Source organism: Rhodococcus sp. OK302 (assembly GCF_002245895.1).
Taxonomy (GTDB): Bacteria; Actinomycetota; Actinomycetes; order Mycobacteriales; family Mycobacteriaceae; genus Rhodococcus_F.
Genome location: NZ_NPJZ01000002.1, coordinates 595,042 through 621,542, shown reverse-complemented (window position 1 = coordinate 621,542; position 26,501 = coordinate 595,042). Strand labels below are relative to the sequence as shown.

Genomic DNA, 26,501 nt, shown 5'->3' with positions numbered 1-26,501 from the left:
GGTCCTGGCTTGGGTTTACACATCAGCGGATCGGTCGGTGGCTGCGTCGATCAGGGCAGCGAGGTCGCGGCCGAGCTGCGCGATGCGTTCGGGGTGCGGTGCGGCTGGATCGGTCAGGTACGTGTCGCGGCGTAGCTCGATCATCACCGAGGACACCCGGTCGTCCCATCCGTAGTGCCGCAGCGGCACGTACGTGCCGCCGTAGGGAGTGTTCTCGGAGATCTCGCCGAGGGACGCGAAAGCGCCACGGGCGGCGTCGATCAGCCACTCCGGTGTGTGCCAGGAGTCGGTCCCGATACACAGCGGTGGCCGGGATGCGGCGGCGTCCTCGAACGCGGACGGCCTCGCCGGATACGAGTGCAGGTCGATGACGATCGCACGCCCGTATGCGTTGAGCCGGTCGGTGACGGCGTCGGTGACCGCAGCGGCGTAGGGCCGGAAATACCCGTCGATCAGTTCCTCCCGAGCTGGGTACGGCTCGGCGCGCAGCGGCGCTCCGGAGCAGGTCCGGGTGTAGACCGCGCCGCGACCGAACGCCTCCGCCGGATCGCCGTCGGGGAACCGTTCCGGGTCGACGACCAGGCGGGAGAGCCCGTTGATCACGACTGCCGGCAGCAGGCGGACGTGTGCGAGGGCAGCGATCGCGATCTCGTCGGTGGCGGTGTCGGTGGCCTCGTCCAGCTCGTCGGCTAGCTCCTGGTCGGTGAGCATCAGGTCGGCCCGGATGCCCTGCGGGATCACGCGCGCGGAATGCGGAACATGAACGATGACCGGCGATCCCTCGTCGCCCGGCATCACCGTAAAAGCGTTGAACATTGAATTCCCCCTGTTGTTCTCGAATGCTCATCCTGCCAGGCAACGACACTTTCCGGGACTTCCGGGACGTGAATTGACCACGCGGAATAGAGATTCGGCGGGTTTGTCGGTCAGCGGCGGTGGTCGGCGAGGATCGATTCCCACGATGTCTGTGGCAGGCGTGCGGGTCGGTACTGCGGCAGGGTGAGCGCGGCGTGATGGACCTCGGCGTGGACGGCTCCGAGGTTGTGCGTCTGCGCCGATGCGCCGGCGGTGTGGGCTGCTGCTGCGATGGCGTCGAGTCGGTCGGGGTACATGTTCGTTCCTTGGGTGTCGTTGGCTGATCGGGTGGTCACCAGATCTCGCCGATGAGCATCACCGCGGGCGAGGGCTTCTGCTTCGTATTGGTGGGTGGGCCGTGCTCCGGCAAGGGATCTGAGCATGTCGGGTGTTTGTGGGATTTCGGCGGAGACGACGGTGGTGGTGTGCGAGATGTTGAAGGGCTGCGCGTCCGCGCCGAGCGATTCGTGCATCGCGGCCACGGCCTCGCGGGTGGCGACCTCGAGCGCTTCGGACACCGTCGGTGCGGCGTGGCAGCTCCAAAAGGTTTCGCGTTTCATGAGTTGTTTCCTTCGTCTGGTCGCTGGTGCGTCAGAGACCAGTCTCGATCAGCGGGTGGAGAAGTCGTGAACCCGCATGACGTTGGGCGGATTACGTCGCTGCGCGGCCATGGCGGCAATCAGCGATTCGGGCAGGTGCGCCGTTCGTGCGCCTGCTGCGAGCGACTTGCGGACCAGCGAATAGATTCCGGTGTCTGCGTCGTAGTCGGCGGGCGTGAGGTACCAGGTAACCCCGCGCGGGCAGCCGAGCATTCCCGCGACGTATTAGCTTGTGCTGGTCTGGGCACGGGCATCGATAGTCATGACCTCCGTGGCCCAGGTGACCGAGACCAACGCGAACAGCGGCAGATCCGACTCCGGTGCAGCGGATCCGAATGCGGCGATCTGGACACCTCTGGCGGGGTGGTGGGGGAAGGCATCGACGTATCCGGCGACGAGGACGGGCTCGCCGTCGATGGTGGCGACGTGGCCGGTGACGGTGTCGGATGCAGTCATCGGGTTGCTTCTTTCAGTAGGTCGTCGATGCGGATGGTTTTGCGGCCTTGTCCGCGGGCTCGGTTGAGCGCGACGTAGATCTGTGCGCCGACTCGGACGTCGCGCAGGAGTCTGAACCGTTGCCAGTCCGCGAGATGCGTTTCGTCTCGAATGTCTTGCTGCGCTTTGGTCAGCTGGTGTTCCAAGGGCGCAAGGATCTTGATGACATCGTTGTCGAGTACCAGGTGGGCATCACCATTGGTGTTGCCGAGATTGTATGCGGCTTCGACGATCTCGGCGGTGATCGGGTTGTTGGCTGTGCGGGTCATGTCGAAGCCTCTCGGTTGGTGTTGAAAACAACCTTACAACGTCGAGTTGTAATGTGCAAGAGGCGTTGCGGCACGCACAAAAAAGTCGACCCACCACATCGAATATGCAGTGGGTCGACTGAGTTCAGGAACAGGCAACCACGGCCATGGGACGTGCCATCGCCGCAGCTCAGACTAGGTGGAGCACAGTCCGATCAGGTGCCAGATGGCACGCGCCGCCTGGCGGCGATCAGCGAGATCAACCGGCCATTCCCCCATCAGGGTTTCCTCTCTCCGGGCGCGGTCGGGCCATCGAAACGCGAGATAGTCGCCGTCACGACCCCGGTAGGCAAGGATCCGAACCTGGCAGACCAGATCCCATACGAGGGTTCCATCCTCGAGCGAGAGGGATTCGGTTTGCGCAACGACCGTGCCGGCATCGTCGGAAAAATGCTCGTTGCCACGTCGGGAACAGCGAAGAGCATGTCGTCGCCGAGTTCCACCGGGGTCGAACAGTGACTGGGGCCGATGGGCTGAAGCGTGACGGAACCGTAGAGGATTTTCGGTGATGACATGCGAACTCTCTTCTCTGACTACGCCTTTGAGTAACGAGCACAACTTGCCAAAGTTTACAACGTGACGTTGTAATGTTGCAAGGTGGGGCTTTGCCTCCAGTACCGGAGGCCGATTCGCGCGTCGCTAGAGCCTTAGCTGCCTTCCCTGCTAGCCCGGCTTATCTGCCGGATTGGTTAGTACACAATCCCTTTCAGTTCGGCTTCCAGGGGTGAAGCGCACGACGGGCTCATGATCGGACGCCAACACGGACCCTTCGATGCGGTGGAATCAGAGACTGGCTTCTCGCACGCTCATCGGCCGGCGTCATCGCAAGCGATGCAGCGCGGACGACCGAAGGGCCCCGCAGCCTGATCACTCCATGGAACAGGTCGCGGCTCTCACGCCGGCTTCCGCCTGAGTGGGTCTCGACCATCAACCGGTCGCGAGACGTTCCGCTAGCCGGTCGAGGCCCGCTTTGATCATCCGGCCGTAGCCATCGTCGGTCAGCGCTCTTACGGCGGCTTGCCCGCGCCCCAGGTGCTCGCGGGCACGGTCGAGATCACCGAGCTTTCGGTAGCACTCGCCGAGGTTGAGGTGCAGCGACGGATAGAACCCCGCCACGGGACTGGCCATCCCCACCTGCGCGACTCGCTCGTCGGTGATCAGGCCCGCCGCCTCAAACGCACGCAGGTCCCAGGCCAGTTCCTCATGCACGTCGTCTTGTACGTCAGCCATCGAGTGTGCCAGTCCGCAGCGATGAAAGGGATCCCCGTGCTCTCCGCCGATCTGATCCCAAACCTCAGCGAAGAGGCTGCGGGCGGCCTCGCGTTCGCCACGCTGGCTCAGCTCGATCCCGTAGCCGATTTGGATCATCGTTGCGTCGGGCTCAGTCACAGTTCCTCCTTCGTGGCGATCTTGCTCGACCGTAGCAGTGACCGCCGACAAGACGACCACGCTCAGCACCATCGCTGGCCGGACGATCTAGTTATCGGGGTCGACGAGAGTGTCTAGCTGTACTGACCGGAAACGTTGATCGAGCACTTGGCTCACAGCCGACGCTCGGCCGCCGACTCAGCGTCGCGCCCGCCAAGGTACTGGGCGAGGGCGTTGCTGGCAGCGAGGAGTGCGCCGCCGCGCCTCGACAAGTGAGTCTTCCAATCGGCGATGGTCTCCATCAGCTCGATGGTGCCTCCGTTGTCTCGGACAGCCCCGATGACGGATGCGATCTCTGTCAGTCCTTGGCCACCACGGCGAAGCAGGTGGGCGAGTTCTGCATCGCGAACATCCTGTGGTCCATAAATGCGATGGCGCGTGCCCGACACGCGGGCAGGGGTAAGGATGCCAGCTGCTTCCCAGTCGCGCAGCGTCGTGGTGGTCAGCCCGAGCCGACGTGCCAGCTCGACTGGCGCAAGCGACGCGCGCTGAGGAGGGCTCACCTCCGCGACGGCCTCGATCGATGTGTTGAGGGTGCGGACGGTGAGCCGATCCGCGAGGAGTTGGGCATGGACATGGTCGAGCTCTTCAAGCGCTACGTCGAGATCATTGGCGTTACAGGCACGCAGAATCCGCACAGCAGAGGGGCGTCCAGTCGCTGCTACCAGAGCCACAAAGGCATCCAGCGCTAGGCGATGCACCAGCGTGAAGCGACGATGCCCAGTCGGCGTGCGCGCGGCCGCGGGCAGGATTCCTTCAGCCTCGTAGTTCCGGATCGCTTGCGTGGACAGTCCGTGCGCGCGGGCAAGGTTGGCCGGCCGAGACCATGCTTTGAGGTTTTTCCGACTACTCACACACTCAAGAGTGCCAAATCCTCAAACGAACCTTCAGCGGTATGTTTCGAAGACATGCAGACAATCGCGCAGTCTCAACCTGACCCCAACGATCTGACATTGTCCGAAGAAGACCGACGGGAGCTGATCGGCTGGGCCGCCGGCTGCATCTACCGGCTCCTCCCGATCTTCACCCGCCACCGCCCCACTGACGACCGCCTGGAGATCGCCCTGAACTCGACCAGCCAGTTCCGTGCAGGAACGCTGTCCATCGGACCGATGCGCAAACAGGCCTTCGCATGCCACGCTGCCGCCCGAGAGTGTGATGATCCCGCCGCTGAAGCTGTGGCTCGCGCCTGTGGCCAAGCAGTCGCCATTGCCCACATGGGTGGGCACGCACGCAACGTCGAACGGTACACGCGCAAGGCGCTTTCCGGACCTGCCCTCACCGAGGAACTCGCGTGGCAACGCGCCCACGTTACCGCCCGCATGCGCGAATACATCTTCACCGCCTGACACAAGTACTTGCGCCAGGCACGACCTGACTACCAGACCAGACCGATCGCACGCCAGCCACCGCCGGGCCCCTCCTGGACCCCAGAAACTCGGGAACATCTGTGACTCACGCGAACGCCACCCTCACCCCACGCCACCGCCTCAAAGTTGCTCGCCGCGTCGTCGACGACGGATGGCCTTCCCCGCGCCGAACGCGCCGTTGATCCATACGAGCATGGCGCCGAGCGTAGCGGCGACTCGGCCGGGCGATTGTCTGCCAAGACTAGATCCGGCCGCAGAAACGTGGCTCCCATCGCCTGTGTGAGCGAAAGAAGAGGTCGCACATCGGAGGGATGTGCGGCCTCTTCTCGTTCACGTCATCTCAGATCACCCAGAACTCGATCAGCGCCCAGGCGATCCGTAGGAGTTCGATCAGATCGACGATCATCACGCCCTCCCGATGCCGGTGAGCACTACCCCGAGCCCGCAGACCAGTAACACGAAGGCTGCGAGTTCGGCGACGTACGCGAGCGATGCAATCGAGGAAGGCGGTTCCTTTGACGTGCTGCGCTTTTCAGGCATTCTCGGGCACCGCCACCTGGCGTGCGCCGTCGACAATGGCGACCGGTTGCGCCTTGTCGTCGCGCAGAGCGCGGATGTTGATGTAAAGCACCTTGTCGGTCCAGCTGCCGCCGACGATGGACGGGATGCTCACGCTTTTGGTGTTGACGCGGACGACCTGGTGCCAGCTTCTGCCGTCGTAGGTGATGTGGTCACCCTTGGTGATGACCTCGCGACTGTAGGCGACGGCAGCACCGTCGTCGACGAGCTGGTCGTAGACGCCGGACCAGAATTCGATCTGATCGAGCAGGTGGCCGCTTTCGCGTTCGAGGTTCTCGCGATAGGTGCCGGTGGCGGCGTCATGGGCTTCGACGTGCTTGACGCCGTCATGCACGAAGAGCGTGCGCGTGTGGCCGTCGATCGAGCGCTGAGTGCGGCGCTGGTCAGCCTTGAGCTTCTCGATGCGGCGTGCGACGACGTTCGGGTTGTAGCGGTATTCGGTGGTCTTCGCTGCGGCGTCGGCGCGCCCTGCCGCGCGCTGCGTCGCCCGGTACGCGTCGATCGCATCCCGAGATGCCATGTGCACCTTCTCGTAATGCTTGCGCATTGCCGGGGCGCTGTAGTGATCGACCAGAATCGGCTGCCCGAAGGGGACGCGATCCGCCAATTCGTGGGCGCGCTGATCAGCGGCGTCTTCGCGTACGGCGAGGGTGTGAGCCTTGTCGGTCAGTGCGCCGACGCGGTCTTCCTGGCGGGCGATCTTGTCGGCTTCGACCTCGGCGGTGGTCCGGTACGTGTCGTCGACGTCAACGTCGACGGTGAAGCCGGCGGCGCGCAGGGCTTCTGCAGTCGAGTTGATGATGTGCCACTTCGGGGCGGTATCTCGGGAACGCTGGATGTACCAGCTGCCCAAGTTGCGAGACCAGCGCCAGCCGTTCAGCTTGAGTATCGGAATGCTGTTGTCCCCCTTGCTCGTTCCTTCGATAAGGGTTCCTTCGGCGGCTGCGTGACTGATGACCAATGCCATGAGTGATTCTCCGTTCACGAGAAGATGAGAGTGAGCAGCAATCGGGAAGGCCGCGGTGGATGCACTTCGGCTGTGCCGGCTTGGCCGGATCGCGTTCCCTTGCTCGGGTTGGCTACCTCCAAACTATACAACGTGACGTTGCAAGGTTGCAAGCGCCGACGTGCTCGTTGGAAATTTCCCCGAATACAACTCCACGTTGTAAGGTCTTGGTAGTGGGAACCCACTACACCGACACTCCGATACCCTCGGACCCGACATCACCGGAGATCTGACATGACTACCCGCGACGACCTTCTCACCACGCAGGAGTGCATAGAACTGATCAAAGCGGAGACCGGGGTCGAATACAGTAACGCCACCTTCCGCGCCTACGTTCATCGCGGCCAAGCCCCGGCTCCAGTCGACAAGTTCGGACGGACCCCGGTCTACGACCGCGAAGAAATCCTCGAATGGATCCGCAACCGGCCTGGCCAAGGCTCACGCAGCGACATCAAACGACCACAGGACTAACCACAACGCTCATTCCCTACTTCTCTGCACCACGCCGCGATTTCGTGAATGGATATCGGTATCAGTGTTGTGCGGTTCGGATGTCGTGCAATCATCGGTTGATGTCCGCAAGATGGTACGAGAGCGAACGCCTTGAGCGGTGGTCCTACACGGTAGGAGCGATTCTGCTGATCCTGCTCGGCCCGGGGAACATCAGTGACGTCACGTCGGCATCCCGGTCGGGGAGGGATTGGGTGGACCTGGGGATCTGGGCCATCGCTACTGTTGGATTTGTTGTGTTTGCGGTGCGGCACTGGAGGAATCGGAACAAACCGGTGCGCAGCAGTCTTGTCGGCTGGATCGATCCGGCTGATGTACCAGTGGGGGATGTACAGGCAGCGATTGCGGTGACCTCAAACCGGATTGCCGCGATCAAATCGCTTCGTGAGCAGCACAGTGGGCTGGGACTCAACGATGCTGCGGACATGGTCGATACGGAGCTAGGGCGTTCTAGGAATGAGTGATGCGACGGGTAATTGTCGATCCCTGAGACTTGGTTCACGCTTCACGGCTCCCGTTTTAGTGCAGTTAACAGGACCGACCGTGAACACACTGCGTGGCGGCGCTTTTCGGTGCGCGCAGCAGTCGAGTCCGGACACGCCGATGCCCCGGCGACATCATTCGGGCCGGGGCATCGGTGAAGCAGTTTGAGTGACGGAAATTCTTATTGCAACCTGCGTCAAGGCGGCAGACGAGACGTCACCTGTCAGTTGCAGTCGACGTGCAGCGACAGGTAAACGCGACCCATTCCGTAGGGCGAGTTCCAGTCGGCCGGCGCGTCGGCGGTAGCCGCGATGTCGACCTGACCTGGCTGCGACCAGTCGACCGAGTGCAGGGCTTCGAGAAACTGGTTGGCGGTATCAATGTCACCCGACAGGTCCTGCTCGGCGTTCTCGACGGAAAGCACTTGAGAAGGGTTGGATGCCTTGATCTTCCAGCCGTTCGGTGACGAGATGTTCACGACGAGGTTCTCACCTGTTCCGGTGCACCGAGCGGTGACGTCCTCGGGTTTCGGGGTCGTGATCTCGGTGTCGGAGTGCTTTTCACCCCAGCCGATGATGATGCTGCCGAGATCGTCGGTGGAGTCGGTGACGACCGTGCCACTGGTGGACGCGGACACACCGGCAGCTGCGCGACTGTCATCGCTCCCACATGCGGTCAACACGGCAAGGACCCCGACGGCGGCGACCGCGACAGTTACGGCGCGGCGGGTTCGGTTGGCAGAGTGATTCATTGGGTTCGTCTCTCTTAAAAGAATGTCGTCGCGGTCGTGGGTCAGCTGATGCTGTCGACGAACCAGCGGCCGTCGATGTCCTTGGTGGTGATCGTCTGCGAGAACTGACCTGGCTCTTGGCCGGGGCGCATTTCGGCGATCACGACGGAGTAGACGCGGTCGGTGATCGTCGTGATCCGCACACAATGGGTGGTTCCTGCTGGGACGGAATCGATTCCGCCTTTGATCTTGTCCGCGAGCGGCAGAGGCGAATCGGGGGTGGCCAGTGCACGAACGGCGTCTCCGGAGCGGGTGACGTAGTAGGCGTGCTCGAAGGCTGCGATGACGCCGGCGCCGCTTTTCTGATCGCCTTGGTCGGTTCGGCATGCACTGGGGTCGGCGGCCGGTTCGGTGGTGGTGGCCGGCGGGGTGACGGCCAGGGCCGGCATCGAGGTGGGAGCTGCCCCGTCGTCGGCGGCGAGTGTCGGCGCGGGGGTGTCGGATCCGGAGAACACGCGCACCAGGAACCAGCCGAGCAGAGCTGTGACCAGCAGTAGCGCTGCTGCGTATTGCAGTCGGTAGGACCGTCGGGGCGGCTCATCCTTCGGCGGGCGTGGCGCTTTCGGGGCCTTTGGTGCCTTCGGCGCTGTAGTGGCCTTCGGGGCCTTGAATGTCTTGGGTGAGTTGGCTGTGGTTCGGGCGGCGTGCGGTGCCCCGGTGGGTGCGCCGCCGAGTGTGTCGATCACTGCCGGATGCCTCGTCGTCTTCGTGCTCAGAATTGGCTTCATGTCTGCGCACCCACCTTTCGTCGTTGTCATTGCCGTTGGCCGATCAGGGCGGGCAGCGAGTGTGTCGCCCGCCCTGATCGAGCTGTCCGACTTTTGCGGGGCTTATGCGTGTGCGCCCGCACCGATTGCCTGGCTGATCAGCGTCGATGCCAGACCCGGCGACGCGTTGTTCAGGTAGTCGGTCAGGGCGGCATCGACCTGCTCGATGACCGCCTGACCACCGGGCTGCACGGCAACGAAGCCGCGGACCTGCGCATCGATCGCGGGTGCGGCGGCGACGGTGTCGCGAACGGTAGTGGCTACGACCTGTCCGATGGGGCCGGAGTTCTCCCACTCGGTGAGGACGTTCTGCGTCTGTGTCGTCACTGCGGTCTGGTCGACGTCGGGGACCTCGACGTCGACGGGCACCCCGAGTTCGCCTGCGCCGTATGCGGTTGCAGCTGCAACGCCTGCGATGCCGCCGCCGACTGCGCCGATCGCCGCTGCGGGAACTCCCAGAACCGCTGCACCGATACCTGCTCCGGTGGCCGTACCCACTACCCCTGCGGGCACAGCTCCGATCGGCGTCAGCATGGGGCTGAACAATCCGAGGGCGGACGTTCCGCCGATCGTTCCTCCGATCAACCCGCCTACCGTTGCTGCGGGCACGCCCAGCGCTGTGGCACCGGCCAACGCTCCACCGGCTCCACCGGCCAACTGCGCGGCGGCGATCCGGCTCGCACGATCGACCGGGATACCGATCGAGGCGTAGAAGGTCGACACCTGACTCTCGATGACCGCGCTGGTGCCGTTGGTGCGGGCGAGATCCTGATCGGATACCCAGTTCGGCTGATCGAAGACCCAGTCACCGACGCGACCCTTTTCCTTCGGCGCGATGATCGGTGCGACGATCTCGACCTGGCCGGGAAGGTGGATCTGGCCGTAGTCGATCGGGGCGACGCTGTAGTCGGACGGTGCCTGGTAGGTGTTGGTGTTGTAGTTGTAGTTCGGCAGTGGCTGGTACGTGATGTTCTGGTACTGCGCGGGCGGTTCGACCCAGTAGGTCGGCGCGGGCTGCGCAGGAGCGACAGGAGCCGGCGCGGGAGCTTCGGCGGTGACACCGGACTGGCCGCCGCCCTGTGAGATGCCGGCCTGTCCACCTCCGTCGGTGATGCCGGCCTGCCCTGGTGCGGCCATCGCCGACGGTGCGAGGGCGACGCCGGCCGCGACCGCTGCGCAAGCGACGACAGCGACAGCGCCCTGACGTGCGACGCTGCGGCGACGGTGCCGGCCGCTCTGCTGTGCGCGGCGAGCTGCTCGGTTACCCGCGGTGATGTCGATACTCATGGTGGTGCCTTTCGATGAGGAAACTGCTGGTGGAAGCCGATACGCAGGTCGAACGGGCGGTGCCCGGCGACAGTGAGTCAGAGCGCGGCGTGTGCGATCAGGTCGATAACTGCCCCGGCAACGACGGTCAGGGATTGCGCCGTGGTCGAGCGGAGCTGGGAGGTCGCGATCCGCTCACCCGAAGCGAACAACGGCTCGAACGGCATGCGAAGAACTTTGTGTACGCCGAGTTCGAGAAAGGCGTCGACGGCCTCGGTTTCGACCATCGGCGCATCTCCCGGTCCGTCGGTAATGACGACGATCGTGCGGGCGAGAACGTCCGAACGACTGGTGGCCGCGAGGTCGAGCAACATGCGATGTGCGGCAGCGGCAGCATCGCGGCGCAACGGCACCGGAACGACGAGGACATGTGCGTTCGAGGTCGCCCACTGCCAGCTGCCGGCGAGCCGGTTGTTGCCGGTGTCGGCGATGAGGACCTCGCGGTGCTGGGACAAGACGGTAGCCAACGATTCGACGTCGTCGTATCCCAGACCGGCCCCGCCTGCGCCGTCGAAGGTGCCTGCCACGATGTCTTCGCCGCCGGGCTGACGAGCCAGATACCGCGACAACTCCGAAGGGCGAATACTCCCCGGTTGCACTGACTCGGCTGCAACCAATGCGAGCACATCCTGACCCTCGCGCGGCGGGACGGAGACGCGGTCGGCGAGGCTGCCCCCGACCTCGGCGACCTCGGCACAGACGGAGCTTCCGGCTCCCCGATGCTGGGCGATGACAGCGTTCAATCCGACTGCGATCGGGGTCTTGCCGACTCCCCCTTTCGGGTTTGCCACCGTCACGATCGAGAACCCCGGAATCGGACCGGCGATCGCGGAGACTGCGCCGCGTTGACGCATTTCGGCGGACTCGGGTTTCGGTGCCAGTCCCAGGTTCAGGACGGCGTTGAGTCGGCCCCGAATGCCCGTACGAGCGGGTTCACTCGAACCGGGCGTGATCTCTGGAGCTGCGAGCACCGACGTCGCGGAGCGGGTCGGCATCGACTGCGTACGTGGTCGGGTGGCAGGGTTCGCTGGGCGCTCATTTTGGGGACGGGATTTGACCACGGGTCGTGCTTGGTTGTCGCCGCGCACCGGTCGTTCACTGGAAACCGGCAGGTGGCCGATGGGGGCCACCGACATCGTGACCGGTTCCTCAGCGACCTCGACCGGAGCTACCCCCGGCTCGTCGTCTGGTTCTTCGGCCACTTCAGACTGCTGTGGCTGCGAGGTCTTGTCCACGGACATCGTGACCGGTTCCGGAGCTGCCTCGACCGGAACTGCTTGCAACTCGTCGGTCACTGCGGAGATCGGCCCAGTGGGAAGCGACTTTGTGACATTCCCGTCAGGCTCGACGGTGAGGTATTTCGTGTGACCTGCTTCGTTCACTACAACCTCGACCGGCGCACCCGACTCGGCCGAATGCTTGCGGCTGTACTGAGCGATCACAACGTGGATCGACTGCCCCTTGTCGGCGGTCAGTTCCACCTCTTCGGCCCCTGCCCCGCGCGCGACGGCGGTCCGCTCGCCGGTGATCTCGATGGCAAGGGCGGACATCAGGCGCTAGTCCCGCTGAACGCAGCGACAGCGGACAATTCGTTGTCCATTTCCGAGACGATCGTGTCGGCTTTGTCGAGCGCTGCCAGAGCGTCGTCGCGTGCCTTCCCGTCGGGCAGAACCTCGATGATCTGGCGTCGGGTGGCGACGGCGCTCTTGATCTCGTCGAGGCGCGGCTGGGTCAGTTCCTGCTCTTCGCTGAGCTTTGCTAGCCATGCAGGTACGGCGTCCTTGAGGACCTTGCGTAGTTCGGTGATGACCGGATCCCCACCTCCCTTGGTCGGCGCGAAGGGACCACGAAGCAACGTGATGTCCTGGGCGGTGGGGGTGATCGACTGGGAGATACGACGGCTCATGGTGATGGACCTTTCGTGGGGTGTTAGGAGGGTTTCGGGGGTAGATCGTCTGGAGGTCACACGGTCTCGAGGACCTTGTCCGGTTCGGGCAGGAACACCACTTCGTGCGGCCCGTAGGTGATGTGGTTTTTCACCCGTCCGGTGCCGTTGAACGTGATCGTGGTTTCGGTGACGTCGCCGGTGTCTTTGGCGCGGATGACGGTCACGGCGAAGACGGTTGCCTCGTGTTCATTTCCGTGGCCGTCGTCGATCAGCACGGTCATTCCTTCGGTCACTGCGTGGGCCGGGATCGCGTCGAAGTCGTCGTCCGGGGCGGCAGCGGGAGCAGCGGAATCGGTGAGGTACTCGCCGAGCTGCGTCGGCTCCGGGGCGTAGCCGCGCTCACGAGCAGCGGTGGCCATCGAACGCTCGGATTCGACGAACTGGCGCAACTCTTTCGAGTAGAACGCGATCTGCGGTTCCACCTCGGGGCGGAGCCCGTTGATGATCGCCTTCTCGGAGTTCGAGAGCTGGTTCCACTTGTTCGGATGCGGGTCCACGTTCGGGGTCCACCACATCTGCGCATCCACCGGGCTGCCGTCGTTGCCCAACGCCACGCCTCGACCGGGAACGGACGTGTCGATTTCGCGGCCGACCTGCGAGTCTCCCCACAGCATCATCGCGCCGTCCTGAGAGAGGTTGCCGAGCGAAATACGTGTGCCGAAGTTGTCTCGCGCGTTACCCGATGCACCGCCGAACAGGGAGGCGTCGGGACGCTGCACACCGAGCAGCAAGCGGATGCCGGCCGATCGTGCGAGCACCGCGAGATCGGCCCACGCTCCGAGCGGATCGAGTTCCTTGAGCGTCTCGCGGGTTTCGTCGTCGCCGGTCTTCGCAAGGCGCTGCCACTTACCCGAGAGGATGAAGAATTCGTCGAGCACGGTGATCAGGAGCGGTAGCTCCGAAGGCTCGATCTTCTTCACGTGCACGTAGTGATTGCGGGCCATCATCTCGCAGTGCAGCGCGCGCACGAGCATCGCGGAGCGAACCGCGTCGTAGACGATCGCGGCGCAGCCGGGATACCCCTCGAGTCCGTCGAGTTCGATCATTTTCGGATCGACGCCCAGGAACGGAATTCCGCGGCGTGCAGCTTCGGTGAGCAGGGTTCGGATGACCGACGTCTTACCGCCGCCGGTCGGCCCGACGATCAGGCAGTGCGGCTTGTTCGACTTCGTGGAAATGTCCCAGAACATGGTCAGATCCGATGCCGCTGTCGCATACGGCAAGTGACGCAGATTCTCGTCGACAAGTTCGAGTGGATGATCGACACGCGTGGGTAGCGGTGCGCGCAAACTCATCACAAGGTAACCCTCGGACGGGGACCAGTCCGTCGCCCAGGTACGACCCGATTCGTGGTCGCCGGCCAGGGCTGCGAGCGCCTCCTCGACCTTCTTCTGAAAACCGTGCGCGCCACTGTTGAGCGAGGGAGTGAAGGTGATCTTGAAACCGATCTCGACACCGGCCTCGTCGTAGCAGTCCACGGCGACGACGGGGTCCTTGAGCGGTCCGTCTTTGAGTGCCTGTTCGAGGGCCTTGTGCCGTGGCGATCGGGTGTCGGGTTCGGTTTCCTTGCGGGTGATGACGATCTGATCGCGGTGAGCTTCGTGAGTGATCGTGTGGGTCCATTTCGTTGTTCGGCGGCTCGCGGAACCACGTATGGCGCTGGTCAATTCGTCCATCTCTTTGGGACGGATGATCGCACCGCGAGGCAGCTTGATCTTGGCGTTGCGCAACGCCGTGATGCCGGGCGGAAATCCCACGACGATCTTGACCGGAAGATGACTGGTGGCCTGGCGAACCTGAGCATCGAGTCCGGCGCGGTGACGGTGCGAGATGAACCGCACGACGTCGAGTGCGATCCATACGACGGCGGCGAGGAGCAGTAGCCAGCGGTACCCGTGAATCGAAGCTGCGACTGTAGCGACCTGACTCTCGGGTGCCTGCCCCGTCAACTCGACCAGTCGGGGCGCATAGAACACGAAAGCCGTTGCGATGACAGCGAAGGGCGCGGTTGGGTTGTACTTGCCAACCGCAGCCTCCTTGGCTTTACCGCTCCGCCCTTTCGGATCGTCCGAGCGCAGCAGGTCGACGAGAAAGTCTTTGAGGGGGTCATGCTGACTTCTGCTCACCGGCCGCTCCTTTCGCTCGAATCACCCCGGCGATATTGTTCGCCGGGCGTGTTGTGGGAGCACTGTCGCAGAGTTGGCAGAAGAACCTCAACGTGACCTGTGGATAACTTTTTCGAAGAATTTTTCGACGGCTCAGAACCCGCGTCGGAACAGTCCATTCCTTGCCTTCGGGCGAGGTGCGCCGCGGCCTTCGACCGGGTCCGATTGCGGCACTGCAGAACACATCGATCGGGGTGTAGCGACAACCCCAGACGCCGGTGCGACGGACCTTCCTCACGACCCTTCCCGGAGATACGACGAGGCATCAGAACAGAGTCGAAATGAGGTGCTCCGGGGTCCCTCCACGAACCCTATTGCGAGTACTCGACAACTCTGCTTCTTCACCCCCCGACAACACCTGGTCCGACCACGTCACGAGTGGTTGCGAACCCCTATCGAAACTCTGGTAACTATGCGCCCCAACAGTTCTCAAAGACGCCTAACCGACAGCTTCTACAGGACCCTGACCAGCAGTTCCCGAAAAGAGTTGGCGCGGCGCAATTTTCATGAGTACACTGCCGTTTTCAGGCCCTCCGGGCCTGAAAACGGCAGTGACCCCCAGAGGGGGGACGGTGAATCCACCCGTTTCCCACACCATTTCGCAACACTTCAAACCTACCCCGTTTCACACCTGCCCTCAGTCGTGTCGGGACAACCTCGTACATGCTTGTGTGCGCGACTGCTTGCATGCGCACCCGCAAAGCTGCGCGCACACCTGCGCACCGACACCTCGTGGGGGCTGACCATAGCTGTAGATCCCACGGTCGAAATCACCACTAGCTCAGGCGTCTTCCCGATGCGCTGGCGCGTACCTCCGACGCGGATGATTTCTCCACCCTGATTGCAACCTGTCACGGAATGCTGTCGGACATATACGAAAGTCAGTGTCCGAACTCCTCGACTGACAGTCTTCGCCCCACGCCACCTGACACCGTGTTGCGGCACTGATACGGATCCGACTCTGCACCGGCCCCGCGAGCCCCTGCATCAGACACTCCACGACTGTCAAAAGTTCTTCGTATTGAACGTGGCATCAGCGGGATTGCTCGCCGCGTTTTCGGACTGTTTCTCCGATTCGCTGTCAATTCGTCGTAATCAGGAGAGTTATCCACAGGTCACGTTGAAATCTATGTCCCAAGTCTTCTATGTTCCCGCGCAACCACATTCGTGGGTTCTGGTTTTCAACCTGTTGGAGAGTGCTCATGTTTTCTATCGCTTCCACCGTGATCGACGTGTCGATCGCGACGACGCACCCACCTGCTGCCACCGATGTCGTCACCCTCGCGCAGTCGACGGACGTCAACACCGGTGGCCTGCGCGCGTGGATCAAGGACAACGTCGTCTTCACGATCCTGATCGCACTCGCGTGTGTGGTGCTGGTCGGTGGTCTCAAAGGCAATCTCTCGCGGGTCTTCACGGTCGGCGGGTTGGGTCTCTTCGGGCTCGCGTACCTCGGGATTGCGACGTCGGAATCTGCTGCGACCGGGATCGGCAATTGGCTCCTCAGTCTCTTCGGTATCAGCACCTAGACCGTTGATGCGAACCCTGAGACCACGTGAACGGAGTAATCGGTGATCGATAACGACGACCTGATGTACCGCGTGGACCGGCACTACCTCGGCCCCACCGGCTATCCCCTGCCTGTCCGGATCCGCTACACCGCCGGCATCGTCGGGGCTTCCGCGTTCGTCGTGGTGTTCGTGATCGCTCGGGGGATTTTGCACGTTCCGCTCGGATTCAAAACTCTGATGGTGATGGCGCTGGTGACGGTCTGGCTGACGACCCGCATCGCGAAGTTCGTCACTCCTGACCGGCCGCTGCGCTCGGTGTTCAAAGCTGCTCTCAACGACCTCGTCGCGCCGCGACCACCGAAGGTCGGCAAAACCCTGTTCGTGTCACTTCCGACACGGCTGACCAAGAGCGCACCCACTTCCGATGACTCTGCCCATTTCGACGGTGAGGATCACCGATGACCGTTCACGACAACGACATTGCCGCACTGTTCGATCCGAAGATCGAGGATCCGGTTCCGGTCATCCTTCCGGGCTCGCTCCCTCCCTCGTGGGCTGCTGCGCAGTCCAATGCTCGCCGTCCGGCGCGTGCGTGGTCCGAAGCGGACACGCCCGTACCGGAGTACGACGACTACGAAGAAGACGTCTACGAAGACGACACCGAAACGACTCCGTCCACGGATCCCGATCAGGTTGCAGAAAAGGTCCTGCGGGCCCGTGGTCGCCGCGGCCGGACCACGAAGAAGGCACGCAAGTCCGCAACCACTCGCGAGAAGGACGCGGCGAAGAAGCGTGTAGACCGCGAACGCAAAGCCATCTGCCTGAAACTGACCGGCACCTCCGCCAACATCACCCGCACCGCCACGACCCCGACGGCGTGGTTCTGGCAGCAGCAAGGTCCGTGGAATTTCCGCACCACCGGCAAGCAACGCCGCTATATCCAGGACGAAGCGATGATCTTGACGAACCTGCAGAAGGCCGGTGTGCGCAAGCTGCATCGCCGACTGGTGCGTACTCCGTTTCCGGTGACGCAGTGGGCGATCGATCACAATGCTTGGGCCTCACCGATTCCTGATGTGCCCGGCGCGTTGTCGTGGGCCGATTACCTACGTGGTCAGCAGCACGCGATGCTGTGGTCGAACGCGACGCTCAAGGGCCGTTACTGGGGTATCGAACTCCCCTCACGTTCTGGTCTCGGGCAGTCTTTGGACTGGACCGCGCGGATGCTCATGCACGTAGCGCGCTGGCCACTGTTGGGCCGGGTCTCCTCCCTGGCGACCCGCTGGGCCGACGACGCATTCGATCGCGAGCAGAAAGCACTCGCCGATCACCTCGCTTCGTTGGAGCGGATCATGTCAGGCCAAGGCGCGAAAGCTGTTCCCGCGTCCCCGACCGCGATTGACTACCTGCTGCGCCGCTCGGCAACGATCGGATTACCCCTCGCAGCCGGTGGAGCCATTTCCGGCGGCGGCGACTGGGAGGAAACCGACGTCGCTGCCCTCGAAGACCTCACCGACCTGTCCCTGACCCCCGGTGACGGCTACACGACCGTCTCCGGTGTCGTCGACGGCCGCAAATACACCGGCACGGTGATCGTGCTGACCGTCGGCCGCATGGCACCACTGCCGATCCCCGAACGGATGCTCCCCTGGCAGATCATCGGCGACCCGTCCGGCGAGCCGCTGGAATGGTCGGATCGAATCGAACTGCACGACAAGGCATCGACCATCCGCAAGATGCGCTCCCTGACCGGAAAGATCGAGAGCCAGTTCGACCACTACACCGTCGAGCACGATCAGGTGCCACCGAAAGAGTTGGCGGAGCAGCACGCTCGCGCGCAGAACGTGATCTCCGATGTCGAGGAAGACCACTCGGGACTCTCGACGCGCACGACTGGCTGGTACCGCGTCGCGGTCGTGGGCACAAGTCCGGACGATGTTCGGCAGAAGGTCGCAGATCTGCAGGAGATGTACTCCCCGCACATCGCGCTCGAACATGAGCACGGCCAGTACCAGTTGCTTCGTGAGTTCATTCCCGGCGAGCCGCAGGCGAACATCGCCCACGCTCGCCGCATGGACGTCGAGGCGGTCGCTGCCGGTATGGCCACGGTCAGTGACCGCATCGGTGACCGGCGCGGTGTCGTCCTCGGCGAGACCTCGTCGATCTCGCCGCGACCGGTGATCTGGGATCTGTTCGCAGCCCACGAATCGAAGCACAAGTCGGGGTTGACTCCGATCGTTGCGGTCCCCGGATCGGGTAAGACGTTCCTCGCCGGCATGATCGTTTATCAGGCGGTGCGCGCCGGTGCGTACGGTGTCGTTCTCGACCCGTCCGGGCCGCTGTCAAAGCTGGCGGACCTCCCCGAATTCCGCGATGTCGCCCGTGTCTACGCACTGACCGGCCGCGATTCCCGTGCGGGAGCGTTGAACCCGTACCGGGTGATCACCGATCCCCGTCGCGAGGCTCCCGAATACGACGCCGCCAACATCGAGTTCGCGCGCGACGCCGATCGGTATGCGGCGGCGCAGTCGAAGTTCGACGCCGACCTGCGCGCCGCCGAAGCCGAACGTGTCGAGGTCGCCGTCTCGGTTCTCAAGATGATGCTCACCGAGCGCCATCTGCACCTCGAGCACACCGAACCGGTACTTCATCTGGCCGCGAACATGGTGGGCGGGGACAGCAACCACAACCTCCGCGAGGTGCTGGCCGCAATCGAGACCATCAGTGAGAACAACCCGGATCAGGCGGTCAAGACCTGCGCGAGTGGTCTCTACCAGCAGCTCGAATTGATGTCCCACCTCACCGAAGCCCGCGTGCTGTTCCCCGAGACAGGCACGATCGGCAGCGGCGCCGATGCCTTCGACGCCGACATCCGGCTCACCATCCTGACGATGCCGGGCCTGCAGTTGCCGCCCGAGGGAACACCGTCCTCGCAGTGGACTCCGCAGCAGCGCATGACCGCACCGCTCATGCACATGGCCGCGTGGCTGGCGAACAGGCTCGTCTACGAAAAGCCGCGTCACGTCCGCAAGGTGCTCTTCCTCGACGAGAACAAGTACCTCGAATCCACCGGCGCTGGCCGAACCCTGAACCTGCGCATCGCGCGCGACTCTCGCAAGTTCAAGGTCCGCGCTCTGGTGTGCTCGCAGCTCCCGGACGACTTTCTCGGTCTGGACGGAAGCGACGACAAGACCGCGCTGACCTACGAAGTGTTCGTCGGAGATGTCGGCGGCGATCCGCATGCGATCGAAGGCGCCCTCAAACTCCTCAAACTCCCCGTGGGGCAGGGGTTCGAGCAGTTCCTCGCCGAATTGGGCAGCGGCGGTGAGGACACTCTCGACGAGGACACCAATACCTCGTATCAGGATCAGGCTCGCCGTTGGATGATCCGGATGGCCGACGACGTCGAGTTGGTGCGGTCGAGCTGGATTCACTACGTGCACCTGGCGCACGTCTTCGAGGCGTTGAACTCCTCCTCGTCGAAGAACGCACTCGGTGGGCCAGCATGATCACCCCCGAACGCCGCCCCACGCCCGGAACTGCGATCGTGGAGGCTCGCACCAGCCAGGAACGCGGAAACGGGCTGGCTGTGCATCTCGGGCGCATTCTGGCTGTTCTGGCATTGGTACTGCTGCCACTGATCGGCGGCGGCGGGATCGCATCGGCCGGCGGGTTCGACTGCAAGGACGTCCCCTCGCCCGAGTACCCGAACTCGGTGATGGCCTCGGAGTTCGATTCCTCGAGCAAGGACCGTGCACCGAAGGACAACGCCACCGGCTACGAAACGTACGGCTGGGCTGGCTTGTCCTGGTCCACTTACGATCTCGGATGCGGCAACGACCTGGTCAACGCACCGCGCGCCGTCGCCGACACGACCACGGGCAACCTCTTCCTCGGAATCGGCAAAGGATTCGCCGCCGCTGCATTCTGGCTCGACGACCAGACCAAGACCGGACAAGCAGCCGAAGATGCCGGCATCGCCCCGGCGATGGCGACGTTCGACCAGATCGTCTCCTCCATCTCGAGCGGCATGTTCGGTGTCTACGGAATGTGGCTGGGCATCGCATTGACAGCAGTCGCGGCGATGATCCTGTGGCACGCACTCAAATCCAACGCCGCCGCCGTGACCCGCACCGTCGCCATCGCCGGAGCAGCATTGGGCATCGGAGCGCTGTTCGTCGGCGCACCGCAGGAGGCGATTCAGATCGCCGACGACACCTTCGGCTCGATCATCACCGACGCCCAAGGGCAGATGCTCTCCGTGTCCGGCAGCGACACCGATCCGCGCAACGTGCTCATCGACCAGATCTTCCTCGACGATTGGCGTAAGGGTTGGTTCGGCGCGAACTTCAACGACGAGGAACTCAAGCTCGGTCCGCAACTTCGCGGCGCGTTGGCGTTTTCGTATGCGGAGCAGCGAGAGATCGTCGATGACAACGAGGCAGCAAGCGCGCTGGCCGACAAGAAGGCGAAGGCTTTCGAAGACGACATCATCAAGAAGCTCGAAGGGTTGAACCTCTCGTACAACCAATTCCAGGGAAAAGATTCCGGACGTACCGGGATCGGTTTCATGGCGATGATCAAACTGATGATGCCGTCCGTTCTGTGGATCGGCGCCTCGATCCTCAAACTCACTGCCCTACTAGCGATTCGGCTGGCTATCCTGTTCGCGCCGATCTGGGTTCCGCTTGCTGCAATACACGGCGGAACTCTCTCTCGGGTGTGTCGCGCGATCGCGACGGCATACATGTGGGGCGTGGCGGGCGCGGTGATCATCGCCCTGTATCTGATGGCGCTGGTCAAGCTCTACGACACCGACAACGGGATCGTCGACGGAACGTGGCGGTTGTGGTTCATGATCATCTTGACCGCGGTGTGCTGGATGATCATGAAACCGTTCAAGCGGATGTCGCAGACCTTCACTCAGAACCAGGCCAGTCCGCTCCAGCGTAAGGCTCGCGGCGTCCAGTCGATGGCGAAAAAAGCCTTCCTCAGTGCAGCAACGGGCGGTGCGGGAACAGCCGCAGTCGTGGGTGGCGCCGCGGCCGACCGAGTCTCACCGAAGACAAAAGACCGCTACAGCACCAACATTCAAGATGGCGGGGTACTGGCACGTCCGGAGGGCCGCGAGCTCAACCAGCGCCGTCGCCAGGAGGTCGATCAGTCCCGCGTCGAGGCGCGCAAGACGATGGATCGTCAACAGCGACTGTCGGATTCACGCAAAGAATCGGATCACGACTTCACCAAGCGTGATCTCCAGACGAGCACGGATGCCGATACCGGCAAGGAAACCGCGCCGATGATGCCTCGGATCCAGGCGCCGGCGGCCAACAGGGGCGGCGTGGTCGCTCGCCAGCTCGTAGGCTCCGACAGCGACTCGGCGCGCAGCTCCTCATCGGTGAGCGAGACCTGGGACGGCGGTCCGCGCTCGAACATCGCGCCGACCAAGGTGTTCACTCCGTCCTCGGCGGATTCCTCCACCGAGAATTCGACACCGGGGCGACGCGCAGCCCAATTCAGCTCCTCGACGCCACCACGGTCGACGGAAAACCTGTGGACGCCGTCGTTGACCTCGGCGGGCTCTTCCAATCACGGCCAGGGGTAACGGATGTCCACCAACACAGCAAATCCCGTACTCGCGCCGATCCGGCGATGGGTGCTCTACTCACGCACCAACCTGACGATCACGATTGTCTCCGCGTTCACCGTCTTGTTCGTCGCCGGATCACTGTTCGGCCAGTCCCCCACCGCGACAAATACCGCGTCCGCATCGAACATCACGACGACAGCGGCTCCCGCGGTCGCCGGGGATCTCACCCACGAGTTGACCGAGGTCACCGAATCCACGATCGCCGGGAAGTCAGTCGCTGCCGTCTCCGAGAGCGCCCCGGCAACGGCGATGGCATACGCGCACATCTACATCGACCGGTCGCTCTCGAACAGTGAATGGAAGACCAAGCTCGGCAAGCACACCGCTGAGGCTCCCGGCGTGACGGTCGTCAGCGCTCGCCCGCTGGTAGCCGTGGCGATCACCGGACCCACCCGCAGTGAAACTGTGGCCGGCACCGGCGGTGAAAGTGCGGTGCAGGTGATCGTGCCGACGCAGGCCGGTAACCTGCGCATCACTCTCAAAGCGACTGTGTACGAAAAGGTTTCGGCGTGGCAGGTGCAGTCGCCGTTGCCGACGCTCGACAGAAGTGAGGTCGACAAGCTCGGCGTTCCGCCACTGACCAGCGCACCGACGTCCGAGGCTCGGACGACCACCACGACACCGAAATCGACCACCAGCTCGGCTACCACCACGCAGGCACCGTCAACGTCAACGACTGCCCCGTCCACAAGCCGTGAGCCCGCACCGGTACCGGTGCCCGGACCTATCCCGATCCCCGACCTCGACACCCCGTTGCCGGGGACATTGTGAGGCGCCGCGCGGTGGCGCTGATCCTCATCTCCGGCACCGCTGCCGTCCTGGGGTTGTCCGGATGCGCGTTCGACCCGGTCATCCCCAAGAACCGCTGCGGCAGCACCTCATCGAGCGAGAGCGACAAGGGCGGCAGCGGCAAGGGCGAATCCCCGAGTGGCAACACCGATTTGAAGGCATCGGGACCGATCACCCAACCCACCAAGGAAGGAACCACGACTCAAACCTCACCGTTCGGTCCTCGTGGGGGATCCCAGCACAAGGGCATCGACTTCGCCGGACCCGTCGGCACCCCGATCTACGCCGCCCTCGACGGCGTCGCGGTCAAGGCCGGATCTTCCGGCGAAGGTCCCGGCGTCGGCTTCGAGAACTGGATCGTTCTCGACTCCCTGGTCGACGACAAGCCCGTGAGCACGGTCTACGGGCACATGTTCACCGACGGAATCCTGATCACACCCGGCCAGCAGGTCAAGGCCGGCGACCATATCGCCAACATCGGCAATGCCGGCGGATCCACCGGCCCTCACCTGCATTTCGAGTACTGGGAAGGTGGCCGGTTGCAGGGTGGATTCGCGGTCGATCCGCTGACCAAGCTCGGCGGCGCACCCGCACCTGCTGGTGAGGTCGACGTCAACAGTCCGAACATCCAGCTGGCCGCATCGTCGTCCTCGATCGACTGCGCGGGGTTCGGTGTCGCCGGCGGCGGCGATCTCAAACCGGGAAGTGTGCCAGCGGAATTCGAGCCGTGGTTCCGCAAAGCAGGGTCACTGTGCCCGCAGATCAGCCCGGCACTTCTCGCCGCGGACACCAAAGCCGAAGCCGGATTCCAGGCCCTCGTCAGCCCCAAAGGTGCGAAGGGCTACACCCAGTTCATGGATCCGACCTGGGCGGTCTATGGGAAAGATGACGACGGCAACGGCACCGCATCCCAGGGAGACGTCGGTGACGCGGTCATGGCGCAAGGGCGATACTTCTGCGAAATCGCCAGACAGGTCGACAGGTGGATCGCCGACGGATCCGTCAAAGGCGATCCGCTCTCGCTCTACATCGCTAGCTACAACGCCGGCGAATACGCAATCAAGGACGCCGGAGGTATGCCCTCCGGCGGCGACTACACCAGCGAAACCCAGCCCTACGTGCAGAAAGTGCTCTCTTTCATCCCCGAGTTCGAGCAACCCGGCGGACGAGGAGAATTCGTCCCCTCCCCCGACTCCGCATCCGGATCCCAAGCCGTCGAAGCCTCCCGCAAGTACCTCGGCACCCCGTACGTGTGGGGCGGCGGCGGAACCGGCGGGCCGACCGGTGGAGGTTTCGACTGCTCAGGACTGACCAGCTACGCCATCTACGCAGGTAGCGGAAACAAGATCACCATGCCGCGCACGTCGGAGCAGCAGTGGGCAGTCGGCGTCGAGATCCCGATCGATCAAGCACAACCCGGCGATCTAGTGTTCGGCGGATGGCAATCCACGGGCCCTGGTCACGTCGGAGTCGCTATCGGCGGCGGTCAGATGATCCACGCACCCACCACCGGGGATGTCGTCAAGCAGTCACCGTTTCAGAGCGATATGAAAGCCAGGAGAGTCATGTGAGTAACGTACGCAAGCTCGTTCTGCTCGCGCTCGCGGTCGCGGTCGCGGTCGGGGCCGGGGTAGTGCTCTACTTTTCCGACTTCGGCAACGATGGCGCCGGCACCGCGACACCCGTCCAAGCAACGGCGATGCCGGCCGCAACGACGACCTCGCCGACATCGCCGACATCGTCGACAGCTGTTGACGTCCCGTCGAACCCCGATAGCGATGCAGCGGAAAACACTGTGCGTCAGGCACTCTCCATCGCGTTCACCTGGTATCCGGCTACCGATCGCAGCCCCACCGATGCCTATGCACGCGCACGGAACTGGTTCAGCGAGCCACTTGCCGCATCGCTCCTCGTCGACGTCCACACCGAGCGTGGTCCCGGCGCGCAATGGGGGCAATGGGCGTCGGACAACGCGAAAGTCGTTGCCGACGTGAGCGTCGGATGCTCAGGCTGCCCAACCGACACAGACACACTCATTCACCGCGTGGCCAGCATTCACCAAACGGCAATCGCCGGCGACGAGACCACAGGGGTCACACCGGATACCACCGTGTGGGTCACGCTCACCAAAGGCGGCGGCCAGTGGCTCGTCGACAGCATCCGGTACTGATCGACACACCCGCGACCAGCGCACCAAGAGCGAGTTCCCGTCGATCGACTAAGTTCATATCCACGAAGACCGCAGCGCCGAACATCGCACAGGCGCAAACGGTTTCAGAACTACCGGATGCACAGATACCGGCAGTTCACCATCGGAGGGGAATACAGATGAAGCGCACCGCAAGGGCTACCGCAGGCGCCCGCATGATCGGCATCGTCGTCGCGTCGGCCGCGCTCGTAGCCGGCTTGACCGCGTGTGGAGCCGACAATGCGGGTGGCGATGCCAGTCCGCGGCCTGAAACTACCTCTATCGCGCCACAGATTCCTGCCATCGACGTCAACGACGCCGTCGACGTGCGCCGCTACTACACCGTCGAGTCGATCGTCAGAATCGTCACGGCGCGAGGCGGCGACGAGACGATGGTGCTTGGCACGCTCGCTGCCGCGGAAGCTGAGAGCGGCTGGTACGCCGGCAACAGCGGCGGCGCGGCAGGGAAGCGAAGTACGGTCGACGTGTTCGGTTGGCGATCGAGCTATCCCGGTGGCGCAGAAAGTGGCCAAGCGACGGAGGCTGCCGTAGAGCACTTCATGGATGTCGCGGCGACGGTGCCGCCCGAAACCCGCGATGATCCGGTCGAGTTCGCAGTCGCCGTCCAGTTCGCAGATCCACGCGGCTACGACCCCGGCAACAGAGTGTTCTCGCGCACAAGTACGAACAGGGACGACGTGGTCACCAAGTACGCCGCGAGCCTGCCGGAAGCCAAAGCCGCGCTGGAGCAGGTACAGCAGGCGCGGTAAAGGACCGCTTCGCCGCGCGGCTCACGGTCCCCTTCTGAAAGTCCCCGTGCGGGACGGCCGGCGGGAAGCAGGTCAGATGTGTTCTACCGCGCGGGGACGTGTCGTCTACGCAGGTCACGGGCAATCTTCTTTCGCCAGTGGCCGATCAACACGCTCAGATGCCAAATGCCCGCCCCCAGATCGATGGGGCGGGCATTTTGGTGGTAGGTCGGGGTTAGAGTTAGTGACCCATTCCGATTCCGCCATCGACGTTGATGACGGTGCCCGTGATGTAGCCGGCGCCTGGGCTGAGCAGGAAAGCAGCAGTGGCCGCAATCTCTTCCGGCTTACCGAAGCGTCCGAGAGGAATGTGGGAGAGAGCCGTTTCGACGACTTTGTCGCTGACTGCGGCCGCCATGTCCGTTTCTGTGAATCCGGGTGCGATGACATTGGAAGTGATGCCGCGCGAGCCAAGTTCACGGGCTACCGAGCGTGCGAGGCCGATGACCCCAGCCTTTGCTGCGGTGTAGTTGACCTGACCTGGCATTCCCGACATTCCGCTGGCCGATCCGATGATCACGATGCGGCCGGCGCGGTGCTTGAGCATGTTGCGGGTTGCGCGTTTGACGACACGGAATACCCCGGTGAGGTTGGTGTCGACGACACCAGTGAACTGCTCGGTGGTCATGCGCATGATCAGCGTGTCGTTGGTGATGCCGGCGTTGGCGATGACCGCTTCGATAGGGCCGTCTTCTGTCTCTACATGGGTGAACGCACGATCGACTGATTCGTCGTCTGTGACGTCGCATTCGACGCCGTGAACGCCATCAGGTACCGACGCCCCACGGTGTGTGCCCCAGACTGTGTGACCTTCGGCAACAAGGTGGCTGGCGATGGCTGCACCGATTCCTCGGTTGGCTCCAGTAACTAAGACGCGCACAGGTAGAACCTCCAAAAGTCTTGCATGAATAGGAATTTCAACGGC

General features: G+C 63.5%; 27 protein-coding genes. 12 read left to right on the top strand and 15 right to left on the bottom strand.

Annotated features, from left to right (window positions below; genetic code table 11):
- Positions 1-15 precede the first annotated feature (15 nt).
- From BDB13_RS30870 to BDB13_RS30850, 5 genes are all read right to left on the bottom strand, one after another.
- Positions 16-816: an N-formylglutamate amidohydrolase gene (locus BDB13_RS30870; protein WP_094275772.1), complete on the bottom strand. Its 801-nt coding sequence runs from the start codon at positions 814-816 to the stop codon at positions 16-18.
- Between the two features lie 110 nt (positions 817-926).
- Entirely contained in the window at positions 927-1,415 is a 489-nt protein-coding gene (locus tag BDB13_RS30865; protein WP_094275771.1) for a hypothetical protein, read from the bottom strand.
- 48 nt (positions 1,416-1,463) lie between these two features.
- Positions 1,464-1,667: a hypothetical protein gene (locus tag BDB13_RS30860; RefSeq protein WP_094275770.1), complete on the bottom strand. Its 204-nt coding sequence runs from the start codon at positions 1,665-1,667 to the stop codon at positions 1,464-1,466.
- 12 nt (positions 1,668-1,679) lie between these two features.
- Positions 1,680-1,910 carry a hypothetical protein gene (locus tag BDB13_RS30855; RefSeq protein WP_094275769.1) on the bottom strand — a complete coding sequence of 77 codons (231 nt, stop codon included), beginning with the start codon at positions 1,908-1,910 and terminating at the stop codon, positions 1,680-1,682.
- Positions 1,907-2,218, bottom strand: coding sequence for a DUF7463 family protein (locus BDB13_RS30850; RefSeq protein WP_094275768.1), 312 nt, complete (start codon positions 2,216-2,218; stop codon positions 1,907-1,909). The genes BDB13_RS30855 and BDB13_RS30850 overlap by 4 nt, the downstream gene beginning before the upstream one ends.
- Positions 2,219-2,416: 198 nt before the next feature.
- On the opposite strand from BDB13_RS30850, the gene BDB13_RS30845 reads away from it, so the two are divergent.
- A complete protein-coding gene (locus tag BDB13_RS30845) occupies positions 2,417-2,716 on the top strand; it encodes a hypothetical protein (protein WP_094275767.1) in 300 nt (99 codons plus the stop codon).
- A 468-nt stretch (positions 2,717-3,184) separates the two neighbouring features.
- Here the strand turns inward: BDB13_RS30845 and BDB13_RS30840 are convergent, their stop codons facing one another.
- Together BDB13_RS30840 and BDB13_RS30835 are read right to left on the bottom strand one after the other, a co-directional pair.
- The gene (locus BDB13_RS30840) at positions 3,185-3,646 is read right to left on the bottom strand and encodes a hypothetical protein (RefSeq protein WP_254923146.1); all 462 of its coding nucleotides are present in this window, start codon (positions 3,644-3,646) and stop codon (positions 3,185-3,187) included.
- Positions 3,647-3,798: 152 nt separating this feature from the next.
- A complete protein-coding gene (locus BDB13_RS30835) occupies positions 3,799-4,539 on the bottom strand; it encodes a MerR family DNA-binding transcriptional regulator (protein WP_094275766.1) in 741 nt (246 codons plus the stop codon).
- Positions 4,540-4,593: 54 nt separating this feature from the next.
- On the opposite strand from BDB13_RS30835, the gene BDB13_RS30830 reads away from it, so the two are divergent.
- Positions 4,594-5,034 (top strand): putative immunity protein, encoded by a 441-nt coding sequence (locus BDB13_RS30830; RefSeq protein ID WP_094275765.1) that lies wholly within the window; start codon positions 4,594-4,596, stop codon positions 5,032-5,034.
- Between the two features lie 553 nt (positions 5,035-5,587).
- Here BDB13_RS30830 and BDB13_RS30825 read toward each other — a convergent pair.
- Positions 5,588-6,619, bottom strand: a complete 1,032-nt coding sequence (locus tag BDB13_RS30825; protein ID WP_254923145.1) for a DUF3560 domain-containing protein — start codon at positions 6,617-6,619, stop codon at positions 5,588-5,590.
- Between the two features lie 255 nt (positions 6,620-6,874).
- On the opposite strand from BDB13_RS30825, the gene BDB13_RS30820 reads away from it, so the two are divergent.
- Together BDB13_RS30820 and BDB13_RS30815 are read left to right on the top strand one after the other, a co-directional pair.
- Complete coding sequence (locus BDB13_RS30820; protein ID WP_094275764.1) at positions 6,875-7,111, top strand: helix-turn-helix transcriptional regulator; 237 nt, start codon at positions 6,875-6,877, stop codon at positions 7,109-7,111.
- A gap of 233 nt (positions 7,112-7,344) precedes the next feature.
- Complete coding sequence (locus tag BDB13_RS30815) at positions 7,345-7,614, top strand: ribosomal protein L7/L12 (protein WP_141210783.1); 270 nt, start codon at positions 7,345-7,347, stop codon at positions 7,612-7,614.
- A gap of 242 nt (positions 7,615-7,856) precedes the next feature.
- Here the strand turns inward: BDB13_RS30815 and BDB13_RS30810 are convergent, their stop codons facing one another.
- The 6 genes from BDB13_RS30810 to BDB13_RS30785 all read right to left on the bottom strand — a co-directional run bounded on the left by BDB13_RS30810 (position 7,857) and on the right by BDB13_RS30785 (position 14,590).
- Complete coding sequence (locus BDB13_RS30810) at positions 7,857-8,384, bottom strand: hypothetical protein (protein WP_094275762.1); 528 nt, start codon at positions 8,382-8,384, stop codon at positions 7,857-7,859.
- A gap of 41 nt (positions 8,385-8,425) precedes the next feature.
- Positions 8,426-9,151, bottom strand: a complete 726-nt coding sequence (locus BDB13_RS30805) for a hypothetical protein (protein ID WP_094275761.1) — start codon at positions 9,149-9,151, stop codon at positions 8,426-8,428.
- Positions 9,152-9,253: 102 nt separating this feature from the next.
- The gene (locus BDB13_RS30800; RefSeq protein ID WP_094275760.1) at positions 9,254-10,477 is read right to left on the bottom strand and encodes an insoluble domain protein; all 1,224 of its coding nucleotides are present in this window, start codon (positions 10,475-10,477) and stop codon (positions 9,254-9,256) included.
- Between the two features lie 77 nt (positions 10,478-10,554).
- Complete coding sequence (locus tag BDB13_RS30795; RefSeq protein WP_094275759.1) at positions 10,555-12,066, bottom strand: chromosome partitioning protein ParA; 1,512 nt, start codon at positions 12,064-12,066, stop codon at positions 10,555-10,557.
- Positions 12,066-12,422 carry a hypothetical protein gene (locus BDB13_RS30790; protein WP_094275758.1) on the bottom strand — a complete coding sequence of 119 codons (357 nt, stop codon included), beginning with the start codon at positions 12,420-12,422 and terminating at the stop codon, positions 12,066-12,068. The genes BDB13_RS30795 and BDB13_RS30790 overlap by 1 nt, the downstream gene beginning before the upstream one ends.
- A 56-nt stretch (positions 12,423-12,478) precedes the next feature.
- Positions 12,479-14,590, bottom strand: a complete 2,112-nt coding sequence (locus BDB13_RS30785) for an FtsK/SpoIIIE domain-containing protein (RefSeq protein ID WP_094275757.1) — start codon at positions 14,588-14,590, stop codon at positions 12,479-12,481.
- 1,241 nt (positions 14,591-15,831) lie between these two features.
- Between BDB13_RS30785 and BDB13_RS30780 the strand changes: the two genes are divergently transcribed.
- From BDB13_RS30780 to BDB13_RS30745, 8 genes are all read left to right on the top strand, one after another.
- Positions 15,832-16,158, top strand: coding sequence for a hypothetical protein (locus tag BDB13_RS30780; protein ID WP_094275948.1), 327 nt, complete (start codon positions 15,832-15,834; stop codon positions 16,156-16,158).
- Positions 16,159-16,200: 42 nt separating this feature from the next.
- Positions 16,201-16,602 (top strand): hypothetical protein, encoded by a 402-nt coding sequence (locus tag BDB13_RS30775; RefSeq protein WP_094275756.1) that lies wholly within the window; start codon positions 16,201-16,203, stop codon positions 16,600-16,602.
- Positions 16,599-19,649 (top strand): ATP-binding protein, encoded by a 3,051-nt coding sequence (locus tag BDB13_RS30770; RefSeq protein ID WP_094275755.1) that lies wholly within the window; start codon positions 16,599-16,601, stop codon positions 19,647-19,649. Before BDB13_RS30775 ends, BDB13_RS30770 begins: the two co-directional genes overlap by 4 nt.
- On the top strand, positions 19,646-21,745 hold the full coding sequence (locus tag BDB13_RS30765) for a hypothetical protein (RefSeq protein ID WP_254923144.1): 2,100 nt from the start codon (positions 19,646-19,648) through the stop codon (positions 21,743-21,745). Before BDB13_RS30770 ends, BDB13_RS30765 begins: the two co-directional genes overlap by 4 nt.
- 3 nt (positions 21,746-21,748) lie before the next feature.
- Positions 21,749-22,561, top strand: a complete 813-nt coding sequence (locus tag BDB13_RS30760; RefSeq protein ID WP_094275754.1) for a hypothetical protein — start codon at positions 21,749-21,751, stop codon at positions 22,559-22,561.
- Positions 22,562-22,572: 11 nt separating this feature from the next.
- Positions 22,573-24,150, top strand: coding sequence for a peptidoglycan DD-metalloendopeptidase family protein (locus tag BDB13_RS30755; protein WP_254923143.1), 1,578 nt, complete (start codon positions 22,573-22,575; stop codon positions 24,148-24,150).
- On the top strand, positions 24,147-24,749 hold the full coding sequence (locus BDB13_RS30750; RefSeq protein WP_254923142.1) for a hypothetical protein: 603 nt from the start codon (positions 24,147-24,149) through the stop codon (positions 24,747-24,749). Before BDB13_RS30755 ends, BDB13_RS30750 begins: the two co-directional genes overlap by 4 nt.
- Positions 24,750-24,907: 158 nt before the next feature.
- Complete coding sequence (locus BDB13_RS30745; protein ID WP_094275752.1) at positions 24,908-25,537, top strand: hypothetical protein; 630 nt, start codon at positions 24,908-24,910, stop codon at positions 25,535-25,537.
- 220 nt (positions 25,538-25,757) lie between these two features.
- On the opposite strand, the gene fabG is transcribed toward BDB13_RS30745, so the two are convergent.
- The gene (gene fabG / locus BDB13_RS30740; RefSeq protein WP_094275751.1) at positions 25,758-26,456 is read right to left on the bottom strand and encodes a 3-oxoacyl-ACP reductase FabG; all 699 of its coding nucleotides are present in this window, start codon (positions 26,454-26,456) and stop codon (positions 25,758-25,760) included.
- Between the last annotated feature and the right edge of the window lie 45 nt (positions 26,457-26,501).